This is a genomic window from Streptomyces sp. NPDC044704 (genome assembly GCF_056433525.1).
This window is the reverse complement of record NZ_JBWKGY010000001.1, coordinates 484500-499937: the sequence shown is the minus strand read 5'-3', so window position 1 is coordinate 499937 and position 15438 is coordinate 484500. Positions and strand designations below refer to the sequence as shown.

The 15438-nt window shown below is 71.9% G+C and carries 17 protein-coding genes; 6 read left to right on the top strand and 11 right to left on the bottom strand.

Translation table 11 applies throughout. The features are described 5' to 3' along the window. Positions 1 to 49: 49 nt before the first annotated feature. Entirely contained in the window at positions 50 to 577 is a 528-nt protein-coding gene (locus AC07B0_RS02280; RefSeq protein WP_356875209.1) for an NUDIX hydrolase family protein, read from the top strand. Positions 578 to 629: 52 nt separating this feature from the next. On the opposite strand, the gene AC07B0_RS02275 is transcribed toward AC07B0_RS02280, so the two are convergent. Both AC07B0_RS02275 and AC07B0_RS02270 read right to left on the bottom strand, forming a co-directional pair. After that, positions 630 to 992 (bottom strand): DUF4180 domain-containing protein, encoded by a 363-nt coding sequence (locus AC07B0_RS02275; protein WP_469378703.1) that lies wholly within the window; start codon positions 990 to 992, stop codon positions 630 to 632. Positions 993 to 1087: 95 nt separating this feature from the next. Further along, complete coding sequence (locus AC07B0_RS02270; protein ID WP_356875001.1) at positions 1088 to 1864, bottom strand: fibronectin type III domain-containing protein; 777 nt, start codon at positions 1862 to 1864, stop codon at positions 1088 to 1090. A 274-nt stretch (positions 1865 to 2138) separates the two neighbouring features. Here AC07B0_RS02270 and AC07B0_RS02265 point away from each other — a divergent pair, with 274 nt between their 5' ends. Then, a complete protein-coding gene (locus AC07B0_RS02265; RefSeq protein ID WP_356874999.1) occupies positions 2139 to 2642 on the top strand; it encodes a TspO/MBR family protein in 504 nt (167 codons plus the stop codon). 10 nt (positions 2643 to 2652) lie between these two features. On the opposite strand, the gene AC07B0_RS02260 is transcribed toward AC07B0_RS02265, so the two are convergent. After that, a complete protein-coding gene (locus tag AC07B0_RS02260) occupies positions 2653 to 3360 on the bottom strand; it encodes a DUF4913 domain-containing protein (RefSeq protein ID WP_356874997.1) in 708 nt (235 codons plus the stop codon). Positions 3361 to 3548: 188 nt separating this feature from the next. Here AC07B0_RS02260 and AC07B0_RS02255 point away from each other — a divergent pair, with 188 nt between their 5' ends. Beyond that, the gene (locus AC07B0_RS02255) at positions 3549 to 4862 is read left to right on the top strand and encodes a TerD family protein (RefSeq protein WP_478896274.1); all 1314 of its coding nucleotides are present in this window, start codon (positions 3549 to 3551) and stop codon (positions 4860 to 4862) included. An 84-nt stretch (positions 4863 to 4946) separates the two neighbouring features. Further along, a complete protein-coding gene (locus tag AC07B0_RS02250) occupies positions 4947 to 5522 on the top strand; it encodes a hypothetical protein (protein ID WP_356874993.1) in 576 nt (191 codons plus the stop codon). Between the two features lie 15 nt (positions 5523 to 5537). Here AC07B0_RS02250 and AC07B0_RS02245 read toward each other — a convergent pair whose 3' ends face one another. The 8 genes from AC07B0_RS02245 to AC07B0_RS02210 form a co-directional block, all read right to left on the bottom strand. Continuing rightward, entirely contained in the window at positions 5538 to 5972 is a 435-nt protein-coding gene (locus tag AC07B0_RS02245) for a VOC family protein (protein ID WP_478896271.1), read from the bottom strand. An 18-nt stretch (positions 5973 to 5990) separates the two neighbouring features. After that, entirely contained in the window at positions 5991 to 7217 is a 1227-nt protein-coding gene (locus tag AC07B0_RS02240; protein WP_478896269.1) for a cytochrome P450, read from the bottom strand. Positions 7218 to 7551: 334 nt separating this feature from the next. Further along, on the bottom strand, positions 7552 to 8064 hold the full coding sequence (locus AC07B0_RS02235; RefSeq protein WP_478896267.1) for a hypothetical protein: 513 nt from the start codon (positions 8062 to 8064) through the stop codon (positions 7552 to 7554). Between the two features lie 321 nt (positions 8065 to 8385). After that, the gene (locus AC07B0_RS02230; protein ID WP_467299197.1) at positions 8386 to 9129 is read right to left on the bottom strand and encodes a class F sortase; all 744 of its coding nucleotides are present in this window, start codon (positions 9127 to 9129) and stop codon (positions 8386 to 8388) included. Further along, positions 9126 to 9950, bottom strand: coding sequence for a hypothetical protein (locus AC07B0_RS02225; protein ID WP_478896696.1), 825 nt, complete (start codon positions 9948 to 9950; stop codon positions 9126 to 9128). The genes AC07B0_RS02230 and AC07B0_RS02225 overlap by 4 nt, the downstream gene beginning before the upstream one ends. A 148-nt stretch (positions 9951 to 10098) precedes the next feature. After that, positions 10099 to 10686 carry a ribosome-inactivating family protein gene (locus AC07B0_RS02220; RefSeq protein WP_478865219.1) on the bottom strand — a complete coding sequence of 196 codons (588 nt, stop codon included), beginning with the start codon at positions 10684 to 10686 and terminating at the stop codon, positions 10099 to 10101. A 317-nt stretch (positions 10687 to 11003) separates the two neighbouring features. Beyond that, a complete protein-coding gene (locus AC07B0_RS02215) occupies positions 11004 to 12413 on the bottom strand; it encodes an alpha/beta hydrolase family protein (protein ID WP_469378719.1) in 1410 nt (469 codons plus the stop codon). A gap of 149 nt (positions 12414 to 12562) precedes the next feature. Further along, positions 12563 to 14080: a helix-turn-helix domain-containing protein gene (locus AC07B0_RS02210; protein ID WP_478896264.1), complete on the bottom strand. Its 1518-nt coding sequence runs from the start codon at positions 14078 to 14080 to the stop codon at positions 12563 to 12565. 212 nt (positions 14081 to 14292) lie between these two features. On the opposite strand from AC07B0_RS02210, the gene AC07B0_RS02205 reads away from it, so the two are divergent. Then, positions 14293 to 15069: a DUF4232 domain-containing protein gene (locus AC07B0_RS02205; protein WP_478865222.1), complete on the top strand. Its 777-nt coding sequence runs from the start codon at positions 14293 to 14295 to the stop codon at positions 15067 to 15069. A gap of 101 nt (positions 15070 to 15170) precedes the next feature. Then, a complete protein-coding gene (locus AC07B0_RS02200) occupies positions 15171 to 15425 on the top strand; it encodes a DUF4404 family protein (RefSeq protein WP_469378724.1) in 255 nt (84 codons plus the stop codon). Positions 15426 to 15438 lie beyond the last annotated feature (13 nt).

Genomic DNA, 15438 nt, shown 5'->3' with positions numbered 1-15438 from the left:
GGATCCTGTTTTCCCGGCACCCGGGAAGTATGATCAAGCAATGTCTGACATGACCGAGACCACGCCCGGCTGGCTGAGCTCTGACGAGCTGGAAATGGCCAGGGCCCGGATGCCGATCCTGTACGTGACGGCCGTGCCCGTACGCGTGGACGACAGCGGCGAAGTCACCAGCATCGGGCTGCTGCTGCGCATCGGCCCGGACGGTACGGTCAGCCGGACCCTGGTGTCCGGCCGCGTCCTGCACCACGAGCGGGTCCGTGACGCGCTGCTGCGCCACCTGGAGAAGGACCTCGGCGCGGTGGCCCTGCCCCGCGTTCCCGCTTCCCTGCAGCCGTTCACGGTGGCCGAGTACTTCCCCACCGCGGGCGTCACCTCGTACCACGACCCGCGCCAGCACGCGGTGTCCCTCGCCTACGTCGTGCCGGTGACGGGCGACTGCCGGCCCCGGCAGGACGCGCTCGACCTGGTCTGGTTCAGTCCGCAGGAGGCGGCTTCCCAGGCCGTGCAGAACGAGATGCCGGGCGGGCACGGGGTACTGCTGAAGCAGGCGCTCGCGCATGCGGGGCACGTCTACTGAGCTCGTCCCCGCAGACTGAGCGGGCGGCGCAGACCTGCGCGGGCGGCTCCCGTCAGGCCGCCAGCCGCTCGCGCAGGTCTTCGACATCGGTGAGGAACCAGGTCTGCCGGCCGCGGTTGCACTCGCGGACGAAGTCGCGCAGCGACGAACTCTCGCTCACGTGGCGGGAGATGTCGCCCACCACCACCAGGCCCATGCGGTACTGGACGAACTTCTGGACGATGTCGCCCGCGACGCGGGTGCTCAGCCGGAAGAAGTCGTCGGCGAACCGGTCCGCGGGGACGACCACCCACTGGGCGCCCTGGTAGGAGGCGTTCCCGATGAGGTCCAGGGCGTCGGCTTCCCCGGTGATGACCTGCCCCTCCGCGGGGTACAGGAAGACGGGCACGTCGTGGATCGTCTGCAAGGTACTCATGGGGTGCGACCTTAGTTCCGCCTCCTGCCGAAGTCGAAGCAAATTGACGCCTGAGCCCGGCCGGTGCTGCCGGGCGTGGCCGCGTTCACCCCGGGTCAGGCGCACTCGCTCCTCGGGTTCACCGGGGTCCACTCCGATGCGCCGTTGGCGTTGAACGCCCGTATCTGGAAGCACTGTTTGCCCAGCGGCAGGTTCTGCCACGTGAAGCTCGTGGCGTCCGCGCCGACAGCCTGGGACTGGTTCAAGGTGGTGTTGCGGACTTCCAGGTGGGTCTCGTCCGTCGCGGGGTTCCCCCACTGCAACTCGACGCTCGTGGGCGGGTTCCCGACCCGGGTGGCGACCACCGCCGACGGCTCGGCCGGGCGGCCGATCCCGGTTCCGGCGCCACCGGAGTGCTTGAGAGTGAAGTTGGTCGTGGTGAGGTCGCCGGAGAAGGCCTCGTCGTTCGCCGCGGACAGCGACACCGTCATGCTCTCGCGGGGCCGGAAGCCCTTCTGGATGCCCTGGTCCTCGGCGTCGAGGTCGTCGGAGTTGCAGCTCGACCCTTCGAAGAGCCTGAGGGTGGGCGAGACCACGACCATTTCATCGGGCCTGAGCTGGAGGTGGACGCTCAGGTGGCCCCGGGATTCGCCGCCCACGCACGCGGACATGTCCAGCGTGGCTTCCGGCCGGTCGTGGCTCAGGGCGGCCTCCCGGTTCATGTTGAAGGTCTTGCTGGACGCGCTGGTACCGATGCCGCCCGCGTTCGCGACGAACAGCGTTCCGGTCAGGGTGATGGTGTGCGTGCTGGCCGCGGCGGCCGGCGGGGCGATCCACACGCATAGCAGGGGGATCGGTACAACCGCCGCGGCGGCGACGCGTCGCAACCTCATCGCCACACCTCGCAATCGCCTCGTTCGCGCTCCCGGGGGACGGGGCGGAATGGCTGGGGTTCTCATCGTCCCGCCGCCCTACCGCCCCGTCCACCGCAGCCACCTCACGCGCGTCCACGCCGGTACCGGACGGCGGCCGGGGCCCGTATACGGCCCGCTTCTCCTTCCGTACCGGTGCATCCGGCGGCCGTGGCGGGACAGAAGGACGGGTGAGGCCGGTGCGGCGACGGGCAGCCGCGCCCGCCGGAAGACGTCGAGGCCCAGGGAGACAGCCGTGGCAGCATCCGCGACACCCGTACGACCGGGCGGTGCCCGGAGCTGGGCGGCCCTCGCCGCCTTCCTCGCCGTGAGCTACGGCGTCGCGGCGCTGGGCGCGCTCGCCTCCGCCGACGCGGGCGAGGTGTACCTCTCGCTGGAGCGGCCGGCCTGGGCCCCGCCCGGCGGGCTCTTCGGTCCCGTCTGGACCGTCCTGTACGCCACCATCGCGGTCGCGGCCTGGCTGGTCTGGCGCCGTCCGGACCGCCCCCGCGTGAAGGGCGCGCTCGCCTGGTGGTCCGTACAACTGCTCCTCAACCTGGCGTGGACGCCCTTGTTCTTCGGCGCACGCCAGTACGGGCTCGCGCTCCTGGACATCGTCCTGCTGCTGGTGACGCTCGCCGTCACCGTGGGCCGCTTCCACCGGCTGGACCGCGCGGCGGCGTTCCTGCTGCTGCCCTACCTGCTGTGGGTCGCCTTCGCGACCGCGCTCAACGCGGCCGTCTGGCACCTCAACGCGTAGGAGGCGGTCGTCAGGCCTCTTCGCACGGGTCCACCGGAAGCGGTGCGAAGGGGGTCCGCGCATGCCCCTTCGAGGGCGAACACCCGGCGAACGGGCCCTGTCGGGGGTCCATCAGGACCTTCAGGTGCGGATCGGCGTGCTGGATCCACCACGTGGTCATGCCGAGCGCGGCATCGTGCCGCAGGTGTTCCCAGGCCAGCCAGAGCGCGGACAGCCGGGAGCCCGCTTCGGGGTGCTCCCACCAGCGCGGGCACCAGGTGGCGGACGTACCGTCCAGCGGGCGGCGGACCGCGATCGCCAGGTAGTCGGTGACGAACGTGAAGACGTCGCCGAAGTAGAACTCGGGGCCGTCCCCGTAGACGTCCGAGGCCGGCATCGGGAAGACGGAACGCGGCTCGCGCTGCGGCTTGGGCCGGGGGTACAGGCCCAGCAGCGTGCCCAGGGCGTCATCGTCGCGCCGCAGCTCCGCCCGTATCCAGCCGAGGAGTTGGTCCTGCAGTTCGGCGACCTCGGCATAGGCGTCCGCCGAGAGGCAGGCCACGAGCCGCTCCCGCCAGTCGGCCAGCTGACCGCGCCACCGCTCCTCCTCCTGCGCGGACCGGGAACCGGCCAGGAAGCGCGCCACGGTCCAGTGGTGCTCCGGCCAGGCCTCACCCCCGGCCTCGGCCGTCACCCTCGCCGCCACCCGCTCCGCGTGCTCGATCGCTTTGCCGTCCATGGGTCTGATGGGTACCTTTCGCGCCGGGCAACGAGTGTCATGATCATATGAGTTCGCGGCGGGTGACGGGCCGGCGGCCACGGCGGGGCGCTCACGTGCCGGGCGGCAATATCCCCCTTCGGGGAGGGCAGCGCGGCAAAACCTCGTACGCTGCGGTCGTGGGCGAAGTCGCTGAAGGGGGGACCCACATGTCCTTGCAGAAGGGTGCCAACGTACCGGTGCCGAGCGCCAGGGTCCGGGTGGAGCTGGGGTGGCGAGGAGGTACCGGAACCCCTGACGTGGATGTGTCGGCCCTGTTGCTGACGGCGGCCGGCAAGGTGCGGTCGGACGATGACTTCGTGTTCTACAACCAGCCCGTGCACCACAGCGGAGCGGTGCGTCACGAGGGCCGTCGCCAGGACGGCGCGAGCGCGCTGGAAACCATCGGCGTGGCACTGTCCGATGTGGAGCAGGAGATCGGGACCGTGGTGGTCGCGGCGTCGACCGACGGCACGTTCGGCCAGGTGTCCGGCCTGTTCGTGCGCGTACTGGACGCGGAGAGCGGCGTCGAGACGGCACGGTTCGACGCCACGGGCGCGACGACGGAGACGGCGTTCGTCCTCGGGGAGCTGTACCGGCGCGGCGGGGCGTGGAAGTTCCGGGCGGTGGGCCAGGGCTACGCCTCGGGCCTGGCCGGGCTCGCCACCGACTTCGGGATCACCGTCGACGATCCCGCCCCGCCCCCGCCGGTGACGCTGCCGCTCCTGACGCAGCCGTCAGTGGTACAGCCGCCAGGGGTGCAGCCGCCCGTGACGCGGCCGCCCGTGGCACAGCCTCAGCCGGTGGTCCCGCCGCAGTCGCCGGCGCCCGCGCGTACCCAGCCGGTACAGCTGTCGAAGATCACGTTGACGAAGGCGGCGCCCACGGTGTCGCTGACCAAGCAGGGCGCCACGTCAGGGGGCATGCGGGTCAACCTCACCTGGAGCGCTCCCCCGCCGCCGCGCGGGTGGATGAGGAAGGGCAAGGACGCCGTCCGGCTGGAGGACGTCGACCTGGACCTCTCCTGCCTGTGGGAGCTGCAGAACGGCACGACGGGGATCGTCCACCCCATCAACAACCAGTTCGGCTCGTTCGACCAGCCGCCGTACGTCCGGCTGGACCAGGACGACCGGACCGGCGCGAGCGAGTCCGGCGAGAACCTCATGATCAATCTTGATCACGCGGCCGAGATCAAGCGCCTCCTGGTGTTCGTGGTCATCTACTCCGGGGCGAACAGCTTCGCGGGCCTGCACGGGGTCGCCACCCTGTACCCGCCGGTCGGTCCGCCGATCGAGATGCGCCTGGACGAGTGCACCGTTCCCTCGCAGGTCGCCGCGATCGCCCTGATCGAGAACGTGAACGGCGAACTGATCGTCCGGCGGGAGGCGAAGTACATCCTGCTTCCGCCCGGCATGTTCAAGCAGCAGGCCGCGGACGTCGAGTACGGCTGGGGAATGAGCTGGAGCGCGGCCAGCAAGGACTGAGCGGACCCCCGCGTCGCCCCGCCGCGTTCGTGCCTCCAGGTGGTTGCGGGTGCCGGACCGGCCGGGGCGCGGTACGGGTAGTCCATGACGCAGAAGCAGGACACGGCGGGCGACGGGGGCGGCGGGCGGCCGAGCGGGCGGGCGCGGGGAACCACCTCCGCCGCGCTCGCGGGAGCGCTGATCGGCGCCCTCGCCGGTCTCACGGGGAGCACCCTCGCGTACTTCGAGGCCAAGGACACGCACCGTGAGGAGGCTGACGCGCGGCGGGCCGACATCCGGCGGGCCGCCTACGTCGAGCTCGCGGCGAGCACGAACAAGTACGTGCAGCAGGCCACCCAGCTGCTGAGCGTGAGCCTCGACCCCGCCAGGAACGCGGCGGAGCGGCGGCGGCAGTTCGAGGACCGGTACGCTCCGGCCAACACGGACCTCGCGCGGGCGCTCACGACGGTGCGCCTCGTGACGGCCCGGGACGACAGGCGCGACCTGGACGAGATCGGGACCCGGTCCGCCCGCGTCGGTGAGCTGGCGGCCGCCCGGTACGTCGAGGGGCCCGAAGGCGTCGACCGGGAGAAGACCGGCGCCGCGTTCTCCGAGGCCGTGCGGCGGCAGCTGGACGCCCTCCAGGCGTTCCTGGACAGGGCCGCCGATGACGCGCTGTAGCGGCCGGGGCCGCCGTCAGAGGCCGTTCAGGTCCGGGATCGTCAGCGAGCCGTCCTGCGCGAGGGGGAACCCGGGGTTGCAGGCGATCTCCCAGGCGTGGCCGTCCGGGTCGGTGAAGGCTCCCGAGTACAGGCCCAGGTCGTTGGGGAGGGCGGGTTTGGTGATAGTCGCGCCGGCCCGCTCCGCGGCCGTGAGCAGGTCGTCGACCTCGGCCTCGGAGCGCACGTTGTACGACAGGGCGATCCCGCCGAAGCCGGTGGCGGCGCCGTCGGGCAGCCCGCAGTCCCGCGCGAGCTTGTCGCGTCCCCACAGGACGAGGCCCAGACCTCCGGCCTGGAAGAAGACCGTCTCCTGCACCTCCTGCCCCTGCCAGCCCAGTGCCTCGTAGAAGGACCTGGCCCGGGTCACGTCCGTGACGCCCAGGGTGATGAGGCTGACGCGCTGTTCCATACGGCCACAGTAGGGGGCTCAGCCGCCGGCCGGCGTGAACTCCACGAGGAGGGACTTCGGCCCGCGGGTGAAGGTGCCCTGTTCGGCCGGGTCGTACCCGTCGGCCGGGCGGAGGTCCGGCATCGCGTCGAGGAGCTGGTTGGTGGCGATCTCCACCTCGGCCTTGGCCAGCAGGGCGCCGACGCAGAAGTGCCGTCCGAGCGCGAACGCCAGGTGGTCGGCGGCCGCGGAGAAGGCGGTGGTCGCCGTCAGGTCGTCGCGGAAGATGTCGAACCGGTCCGGGGTCCCGTACCGCTCCGGATCGCGGTTGGCCGCTCCGATCAGGCAGGTGACGGTGGTCCCAGCGGGCAGGGTGCCGCCGCTCATCGGGACGTCGGTGGCCGCCTGCCGCATGATCATGTGGACCGGTGGGCTGTAGCGCAGCGTTTCCGCGAAGGCCCGGTCGACGAGTCCGCGGTCCTGCCGCACGGCCGCGAGCTGCGCGGGGTCGGCCAGGAGGTTCGAGAAGAGGCCGGCGATGGCCTTGTCCGTGGTCTCGGCGCCCGCGGTCAGCAGGAGGCTGCAGAACGCCTTGATGTCCTCGTCGCTCATGCTCACCCCGTCGACCTCGGCGGTGCAGAGCGCGGACAGCAGGTCGTCGCCGAGGTGGTCGCGGCGGTCCCTTATGACCGGCAGCATGTACGCGGCGAACTCGGCCCGGGCGCGTTCGCCGGCCGCCGCGCAGGCGGGGTCGCCCGCGAGGTTCGCGGTGAACGCCACGAAGGCCCGGTACCAGCCGCTGATCCGTTCCTGGCCGGACCGGTCCAGTCCGAACATGTCGGCGATGACCGTGATGGGGAAGTGGGAGGCGAAGCCGCTCACCAGGTCGACGGACCCGGTCCCGCGGAACGCGTCGATGAGCTCGCGGGCGTTGCGCTCGATGACCGGGACGACCTTGTCCCGGAGTTCGTTCCCGCGGAAGGCCGGGGCGACCAGGGCGCGGCGGGTGGCGTGCTCGCGGCCGCTCATCTGGAGCAGCGTCTTCCCGTGTACGGGCTCGGTCTGCCAGGCGTAGTTGTCGGTGGTGAAGCGGGATTCCTTGTCCTTGAAGACCCGCGCCACGTCCTCGTAGCGGGAGACGAGGTAGCTCTGCGTCGCCTCGTGCCAGACGAGGGGTGCGGTTTCGCGCAGGGCGCGGTACGTCGGGTAGGGGTTCTCGGCGAACTCCCGCGACAGGATGTCCGGGACGTCGTGCGCGTCGGTCATGGCTCTCCCCCATCGGCCCGGATTCCGTCGCGCTGACAGCCCCGGCGCGTCGGGCACCCGGTCAACTCGCCTTGTGCGTCTGAGAGTTGCGCCCTTCCTGGTGGTGTCCGGCCGGTTACACGTCTTCCAGGAAACACCACTCGGACCGGCATCGCCAGGGCTTCGGCGCCGTCCCCCGATCCGGTGCCCGGAGGGCCGTGACGTGGGGCGGCGCACGAGGCGGCACGGGCGCCCGGGACGGGGGAGGCGAGCGCCGAAGGCCTCCGGCCGCCCGGGTTCGGGCGGGGACCGGAGGCCTGGCCCGTCCGGGCCCGTCGGCGTCGTCGCGGTGGCGTCAGAGGGCGCTCTTCGACGCGCTGACGACCACGCACTCCTTGTACTCGCTGCCGTCGCCCTTGCCCGTGTAGGGCGTGGTGGCCTCGGTCTGGCGGGACGCGCCCGCCTTGACCGTCAGCGCGGTGACGTTGGCCTGGGCGGGGGTCGCGGTCGAGGCGGTGTCCCCGCGGAACTTCACGGTGATGTTGTAGGTGTAGTCCAGCGATCCGGTGTTGGTGACCGTCAGCCTGGCGCCCAGGTTCTTGCCCGAGGCGTCCAGCTTGCAGGCGTCGATCTTGATGTCGCGCTCGGCCTTGTTGCTGCTGGAACCGCCGGGGACGGAGGCGCCACCCGAGGTGCTGCCGCTGGTGCCGTCGCTGCCGCCGGTGGTGCCACCGCTGGAGCCGTTCGAGCTGGATCCGGAGGAGCTGTGGCCACCGCCGCAGCTGCCGCCGTGGGAGCCGCGGGCTCCGGTGAGGGCGATGACGGCGATCCCGAAGACGGCAACCGCGCGGACATGACGAAGCTTCACGTTCAACCCCCGTTGAAAGTGTTGATGAGCAGGAATGCGATGAGCGAAGGGCCCGCCTTGACGGGCACACGTCACCCTAACAGCGTTCCGGCCACACCCTTCGCACGCCCGCGCGGTCGGCCCCCGGACCCTCCCGGAGACCTGCTCTCAGATGTCAGCACCGCCCGGACACGTTCCATGACGTGCTCGGGAAGCCCCCGGTTCCCACTTCCGCGATCTTGTTTTCCGGGCCCGGCGCACCTCGTCCGCCGCCGCCCGTACCGTCAGCCGCGGCGGGGTGCCGCGGCTGACGGATGGGCCCTCCCGTCGTCGGCGTCCCGGTTACGCGGTCCCCGTCATCCGGGCGAACACGACCACGTTGCTGTCGTAGTAGTGCTTCTTCGGGTCGAAGTCACCGCCGCACGTGACCAGGCGGAGGCCCGCGTGGTCGACGTTCTTGTAGACCTCCAGCGTGGGGAACTTGGCCTTCGGGTACTCGGCGACCCGGTCCACCGTGAAAGTGACCGTCTTCTTGTCCTGCCGGGTCACCTTGATGGTGTCCCCGGCCTTCATGGTCTTCAGCTTCTCGAACACGGCCGACGCGCCGTTCCACGTGACGTGCCCGGCGATCACTGCGGGCCCCTTGGAACCGGGGGTCGGCCCCGGCTCGTACCAGCCCGCGAGAGCGGGGTCCTTCGGGGTCTGCATGGTGCCGTCCCCGTTAAGCCGCAGCGTCTCCAGGGAACTGGAGAGGCCGAGGGAGGGGATCGCGATCTTCTGGGGTTCCGACCGGGCGAGGGCCGGCGCGGCACCGGCCGCGCCCGTACCGCCCTGCGCCCCGCCCTCGGCTCCCGCGTCGTGCCCGCCGGTGGCCGCCTCCCCGCCGTGGGTGCTCCCGGCTCCGCCGTCGGCCGGTGCCGCGCTGCGCGCGGCCTGCCCCTGAGGGGCGGGGGGCGCCGCCGTGTCCTGGCCGCCGCATCCCGCCAGGAGCAACGTGACCAGGGCGACCGCGGCAAGGGGGCCGGCGGGCCGGCGCCGGGGCCGCGCCGCGGACGCCGCCGGTCCGGCGGGCTGACGGGACTTCACTCGGCGCCCCCCGTGGTCTGCGTACGGCCCGGAACCACGGCGGCCCGCCGCCGCCCGACGGCCATCGCACCCGCCACCGCCGCGTACGCGGCCACCGCCGCCCCGGCCATCGTCGCCGCCGGCACCACCGCGGGCTGCGGGGCGCCGCCGCCGGTCTCGATGGCGCCGACGGGAATCGACCCGACCGCCGCGCCCTTGACCTCTCCGCAGTTGGTCGGAGCCGTGGCCTCCTGGGGCAGTTTCGGGTCGAGCTCGCTCTTGCCGGCCCCCTCGAAGTCGTACTTGTCGTTGTCGTTGCGGTCGATGCCGTGCTGCACGACGTGCAGGTCCTTGATGTGGTCGACCACGTCCTGGCCGACGGTGATGGTCCGCTCGTAGGAGACCTTGCCCTTCTTGTCGGCGACGGGCATGCGCTCCACGGCGAGACCACTGGTCGCCTTGGTGTCCCCGGACGTGGTGAGCGAGATGTTGATGTCGCCGTAGTCGACCGTGGCCTCGGTGTTGCTGAGGATGCCGTCGCGGTTGGTGTCGTCACTGGCGTCCGGGCAGTGGAAGTCGTGCCCCTTGGTCGAGCCGTGCAGATGCTGGGCCGACGGCTGCCCCGGCACCATTCCCTCGGATTCGATCTGCACCGTCAGCAGATTTCCCTTGAGACTCAGCATGACGGTACCTCGGGAACCGGAGCCGTTCAGCTGCGCCAGGTCGATCTGGTACCCCTTCCCGCCGTCGGCTACGGCTGGACCGGAAAGGCCCAGCGTCAGGAAGACCGCGGCGGGCACGGTGGCGAGCACCACGAATCGGCGACCAGCGCGCTTGACTATCACATTCGCTCCTGTTCCGTGGATTCCCGGCGCGGGAATCCCAGATCGTACGGCGGTGAATTGATCCCCTGGAGAAGGTCTCGCTGCCTCTTCGAGGCGCCAACGGGACGGGATTGGTGCTTCGTCGAAGAGTTTCCCGGTCCGCCGGTCAAGCGGCTGCCCACGTCGCGGTCGAGAGCGGTCCGCCGGTCATCCAGATACGTGACACGCCGTCCGCCAGCAGGGGGGAACGGGCAGCGGCGCAGAGCATCTCCGAAAGCACGAGGATCCCGCGTGCGGTGCACTTCGGATCGCTGTTCCGGTGCAGCCAGATGACCGCGTTGACCATGGGGCGGCGCCCCAGGGGAAGGCCCGTCCGCCTGGCGTCGGCCGCCGCTTCCAGGGCGTGGGACGCGCCGCCGAACGGGAGGGCTTTCGTCCGGGGAATTCCCGGTGGCGCGGCAGCGTCCCGCACGTAGCGGAAGTGCGCTTCCGGCGGGGCCTGTCCGTTCTCGAAGGTGTTGCGGAACCCGACGATGCGAACTCCCCGGTTCTGCGCGAGGAACTCGACGTACAGCTCGATGGACAAGCCCCGCAGCTGTACGTTCACCGGGAGGTAACAGGGCCTTTCCTCGGCGGAGTCCGGATTTCCCGGAACCCACGACGCCTCCACCGCCCTGGACCGGATGGTGGCGATGAGGAGCCGGTACTCCTCCACCGAGGCGTCCTCCACGGAGAACGACACCGGTTTCAGCACGACGGCATCCTTCACAGGGCGGAGACCAGAACCCGGACTCCCCGGAGGAATATCAACCGCAGCCGGTTCAATCCTGCTGCACTCGCGCACGACACATGCACCGCCTTCGACATAACCCCGGCCGACGACGGCTCTCGTCATCCGCGTCTCCGGGCCTGGTTCGGTCCGGTTCTTTGTAGTCGCCCCTACGGCGGTGAAACGAATACTTGGCCTCTGATGCTAAGAACTCATCACCGGACCGGAGTCGACCGCGCGCCGCCACGCACCCGCCGGCCCGGTTCTCCCGTGCTCTTGCCGCGGCTCTTCCCCGCGCGGGGTCAGCCGGCCGACATGGTGTCCTGGAGCCAGTCGAAGACGACCTCGCAGTGCAGCTGCGGGGCCATCGGGGAGCAGTGGAGCTGTGCGCCCTGTGCGGCGGTCAGCTTCACGTAGTCCTTGGGCGAGCGGAGCTTGTCGTACAGCTGTCGCGGCTGTCCGGGGTAGAACTGCTCGTCGTCGTAGTCGAGGACCAGGGTGGGCGCCTTGATGCGGTCGACGACGGAGGTGATCGTCAGCGCCTGGATCCGGGTGGCGGGGGTGTAGAAGTCGGTGAAGAGCCTGCCCTTACGGGCGTCGAGCATCGCCTCGGCGGAGAAGGGCTCGAAGCGTTTCTTCATGACGGCGGCGGCGTCTTCGGGCAGTTCGGGGACGACCTCCTTGTTCCAGATGGCGTTCGTCTCCGCCTTGTCGGGGGTGAGGATCTGCCGGATCTCCTTCGGGAATCCGAGCCACGGCTCGACGCAGCCGGGCATCGCGACCAGTGCGGCGATCCGGTGCTCGAACGCCGCGGCCCGGGGCGCGAGGTCGCCCGCCATGCTCAGGCCGGTCAGGGCGATCTTGCCGGCGTCCACGTCGGGGCGGGCGGACAGCCAGTCGACGAGGGGGCCGACGACCTTCTCCCACGTGGGGGTGAACACCACCCGGTCCACGAAGAGCAGCTGCCCCTGGCCCGGTCCGTCGTAGACGAGCGCGTTCCAGCCGCGTTCGAGTGCGGCGGGGACGCCGTAGGTCCACATGTCGACGTTCTGCCCGTCGCTGCCGTTGGTCAGGATCACGGTGGGGCGGGGGGTGTTCGACTCGTCGGGGCGGAAGAACCACACCGGCAACGGTGTCGTGCCGTACGGGACGGTGGCCTTGACCGCGGCGGGCTCGCACAGGTCGCAGAAGACGTCCCAGGCGTCGCGTCCGGACGTGTACAGCTTCTCCTCGCTGCCCGGGTCGTCGGAGCCGAGGACGAAGAACAGCGCCTGGCCGTAGTACTGGGCGGCGCGCAGCGCCCGGAACCGCTTGGTCTGGGCGTCCGCCGGAGCGCCCGGGGGTGCTTTCAGGAGCTGGTCACCGAGCTTGCGGAAGGTTTCGACGTACGTCTGCGCGGAAAGCCCGGCCTGGTTGATCGCGTTCACGGCGGTGAGGACCTCGCCGACCTCGCTGCTTCCGGCGCCCGCGCCGCCCAGCGCGAGGAGGCCGTTGAAGTTGTAGGCCGGGTCCTTGAACAGCGTCATCGCGCCGGGCGTGGGGTCGGCCGCGGCCGCGCGGGCGGAGGCGGAGGCGGACCCGGTGAGGGCCGGCGCGGGCGCGGCGTGCGGGCCCCCGGGAGCACAGCCCGCCGCGAGCGCCGCACCCGCGCCGGCGACGAGCAGGGCGCGCCGGGTGGGGCCGGATCCGCGATCGTTCGGTACGTCTGTCATACCGGCCGAACGTAGCCCCGTCCCGGTGCGCCGACATCTCGCCGTGCGCCGAACGGCCGAGGGACTGCCGCCGTACGGGGCGTGCACGGCGGCGGGGGCGGTTCGGCCCCCGGCGCGTGCGGGGCGGGCCCGCTCGGGCGGGGCACGGGTCAGGAGGTCGAGCCCGCCGTGACCCAGCCGTCGCCGCCGAGGGGGAACTCGTAGCCGGGCCGGCCGTTGTGACCGCTGGTGCGGAACGGCTTGCCGTTGTTGTCGATCGTGACGGTGCCGTGGCGGGCGCCGCTGGACCAGGCGAGCTCCAGGTACCAGCTCACGTCGTACGCGGAGGCGTCGGCCTTGACGTAGAAGACCTCCGGTTCGGACTCGCTCACCTTGTACGGGAAGTTCGGCTGTCCCGCCTCGGGCACGACGGCCGGGCGGGCGGCGTCGAGGGCCACGGTGAAGGAGCGGGTCGGGACGCCGGCGCCGCAGCCGACGCCCGGATAACCCATGGCGTAGTCGTTCCAGGCCAGGGGCGCGCGCTTGCCCGCCGCACGGACGGTCAGGCTGTCCAGGACCACGGTGTCCTTGCCGGAGCCCTGGAGGGTCAGCGTGACGTACTGCTCGCCCGCGGGCACGGCTCCGGCCGCGGCCACCCACGCGGGCGCGTCCCGTTCCAGGGGCGGCGGGGCCACCTGGGCCGGGGCCTTGTCGATCAGGTAGTGCTGACCGCAGGGCGACTCCCACGTGTGCGGCTGGACCGTCACCTTCACGGGCGTACCGGAGGCGGCGTCGTCACCGCGGCCGGACGGGGCCGGGGCCGGGGCCGGGCTCGCGGCCGCGCCGCCGGAAGCGGAAGCCGACGCGGCGGCTCCGGTGGCGCTGCCGGTCCCGGGGGCCGAGGGCGCGGAGGCGGAAGGCGAGGCTCCGGACGGTGCCGCGGAGGCGGCCTTGCCGTCCGTACGCCCCGCTTCGCCCCGGGGAAGGGACGCCGCGGCGGCCGGCCCGTCCCGGAGTCCGGTGTCCCGTGCCGGCAGGCTCGCGGTGAGCGCGACCGCTCCGGCGACGACGGCCACGGCCAGCCCGGCGAGGACCGCCTTGCGGTTGCGGCTCCGCCTCGTCGGGGCGGGGTCGGCGGAAGTCCGGTCGACCGGGGCGGTCGAGGCCGTCGGGGCGGCTGGAAGGGGCTCCGGAGGCGAGTCCTCCGGGGGTACCACCGACTCCTGTGACACGGACTCCTGCACCGCAGACTCCGGCACCGCAGACTCCTGCACCGCGGGCTCCTGCACGGCAGACTCCGGCGCCGCAGACTCCCGCACCGCGGGCTCCCGCACCGCGGCCCCCCGCGCCGCACTCGGCCCGGTCTCCTCCGGCGACGGCCGCGTCGGATCGGCGGTGCCCGCCGCCGTCCTGACGCCAGGCTCGCCGCCCTTGCGCCGACGGCTCGTGTCCGCCACGACCCAGTGCCGGTGCAGTTCGACGAGTTCCCCGGGCGAGGCCTTGCACAGGCGGGCGAGCCGTTCGACCGGGGCGTAGTCCGCCGGGACGACGTCGCCGGTGCAATAGCGGTGCAGCGTCGACGTACTCATGTGGAGCCGCTTGGCGAGCGTTCCGTAACTCAGTCCGGACCGGTCCTTCAACTCCCGCAGCAGCCGGGCGAACCCGGCTTCGGCAGTGTCTTCCGACACTGTTCCTCCCACCCCGTGTCCCGTCCCGCATCCCAGGAACAGGTCGTTTCAGCAGCTCAGAGCCTGTTGCAGCGTCCCAGCGTCCCTGATCACCCCTCGGGTGTCGCGGCTGGGACGGATCACCGCACAGGCTGTGGTCATCCAAGCACACCGCTTCCGGCGACCGGTCCCGACCGGCCGCCGCGGCCCCGTCAGATGAAACGGAATCAGTCATGACCGCCTTCCGCACCGCCCCCGCCACGAGCCTCGCCCGTACCTCCCGTCCCCGTACGGCCCGACGCCTCGCGAGCGCTGCCGCCGTCGCCCTCAGCGCCCTCGCCCTGACGGCCTGCCAGAACGGCACGGGCATCAAGGACGCGGGGGCCGCGGCCACTTCGGGCCCGGTCGCCGCCACGCCCACGACGACGGGCGGGACGAACGACGCCCAGGGCACCCCGGCCACGGGCGCGGCGACGACCGGCGGCACGAAGCCCACCGGGGGCACGAAGCCCGGCGGCACGAAGACCGGCAGCGCCGACGGGGGCAACGCGAAGGGCCCGTCGGACCCGGCCGCCGGCGGCGACCGCGTCCTGTGCAACGGCTCCAACACCGAAGTCACCGTCCAGCCGGTCCCCCGTCCGCTCAACCACGTGCTGATCACGGTGAAGAACACCGGCTCGAAGCTCTGCGACCTGACCTACTACCCGGTCCTCCGCTTCGACGAGATGCAGTGGGCACCGGCCGCCCGGAAGGACACCCAGCCGCAGGCGGTGGTGTCCCTCGCACCCGGCCAGTCGGGCTACGCGGCGGCGATGGTGTCGGCGGCCGACGGCAGCGGCGAGGGCGGAACGACCGGAAAGCGCCTCACGATCGCCTTCCAGGGGCGGACGCCCCAGAGCAGCGGCGGCGCGTCCGCCACCCCCTCCCTGCCCGCGGAGGGCGTCTACTACGACAGCTCCCTCACCGTCACCTACTGGCAGCAGGACGCCGCCGACGCACTCGGCTCCTGATCCGGGACGGCGCGTGCCGGAGCGGGAGCGGGGCAGGTGAGCGGTATCCGCCTCCCGGGGACTCCCCCGGGGCCCGGGCGGCGAGCGACGGAGGAGACGCGATGTCGGACCACACGACGAAGGCACATCTGGAGGCCCTGCGCACGGAACTCCGGACGACGGGCCCCGGCCTCCCCCCGGCGGAACGCGCACACCTGGAGGCGCTGCTGGACCGGCTGGAGGCGGACGACGCGGCCGCCGATCCGGGCCTGGCGGAGTACGTGAACCGGGCCGCGGAGGGTTTCGAGGCGAAGCACCCCTCCCTGTCGGCGGCCCTGCGCAGCCTCGGTGTGAACCTGGCCAACATCGGCATCTGAGCCCCCTACCGGA

Coding starts and splice junctions, on each gene's coding strand:
- AC07B0_RS02200 (WP_469378724.1), top strand. CDS start 15,171: ATGTCGGACCACACGACGAAGGCACATCTGGAGGCCCTGCGCACGGAA.
- AC07B0_RS02245 (WP_478896271.1), bottom strand. CDS start 5,972: ATGGAACAGCGCGTCAGCCTCATCACCCTGGGCGTCACGGACGTGACC.
- AC07B0_RS02250 (WP_356874993.1), top strand. CDS start 4,947: ATGACGCAGAAGCAGGACACGGCGGGCGACGGGGGCGGCGGGCGGCCG.
- AC07B0_RS02215 (WP_469378719.1), bottom strand. CDS start 12,413: ATGACAGACGTACCGAACGATCGCGGATCCGGCCCCACCCGGCGCGCC.
- AC07B0_RS02280 (WP_356875209.1), top strand. CDS start 50: ATGACCGAGACCACGCCCGGCTGGCTGAGCTCTGACGAGCTGGAAATG.
- AC07B0_RS02240 (WP_478896269.1), bottom strand. CDS start 7,217: ATGACCGACGCGCACGACGTCCCGGACATCCTGTCGCGGGAGTTCGCC.
- AC07B0_RS02255 (WP_478896274.1), top strand. CDS start 3,549: ATGTCCTTGCAGAAGGGTGCCAACGTACCGGTGCCGAGCGCCAGGGTC.
- AC07B0_RS02275 (WP_469378703.1), bottom strand. CDS start 992: ATGAGTACCTTGCAGACGATCCACGACGTGCCCGTCTTCCTGTACCCC.
- AC07B0_RS02260 (WP_356874997.1), bottom strand. CDS start 3,360: ATGGACGGCAAAGCGATCGAGCACGCGGAGCGGGTGGCGGCGAGGGTG.
- AC07B0_RS02205 (WP_478865222.1), top strand. CDS start 14,293: ATGACCGCCTTCCGCACCGCCCCCGCCACGAGCCTCGCCCGTACCTCC.
- AC07B0_RS02270 (WP_356875001.1), bottom strand. CDS start 1,864: ATGAGGTTGCGACGCGTCGCCGCCGCGGCGGTTGTACCGATCCCCCTG.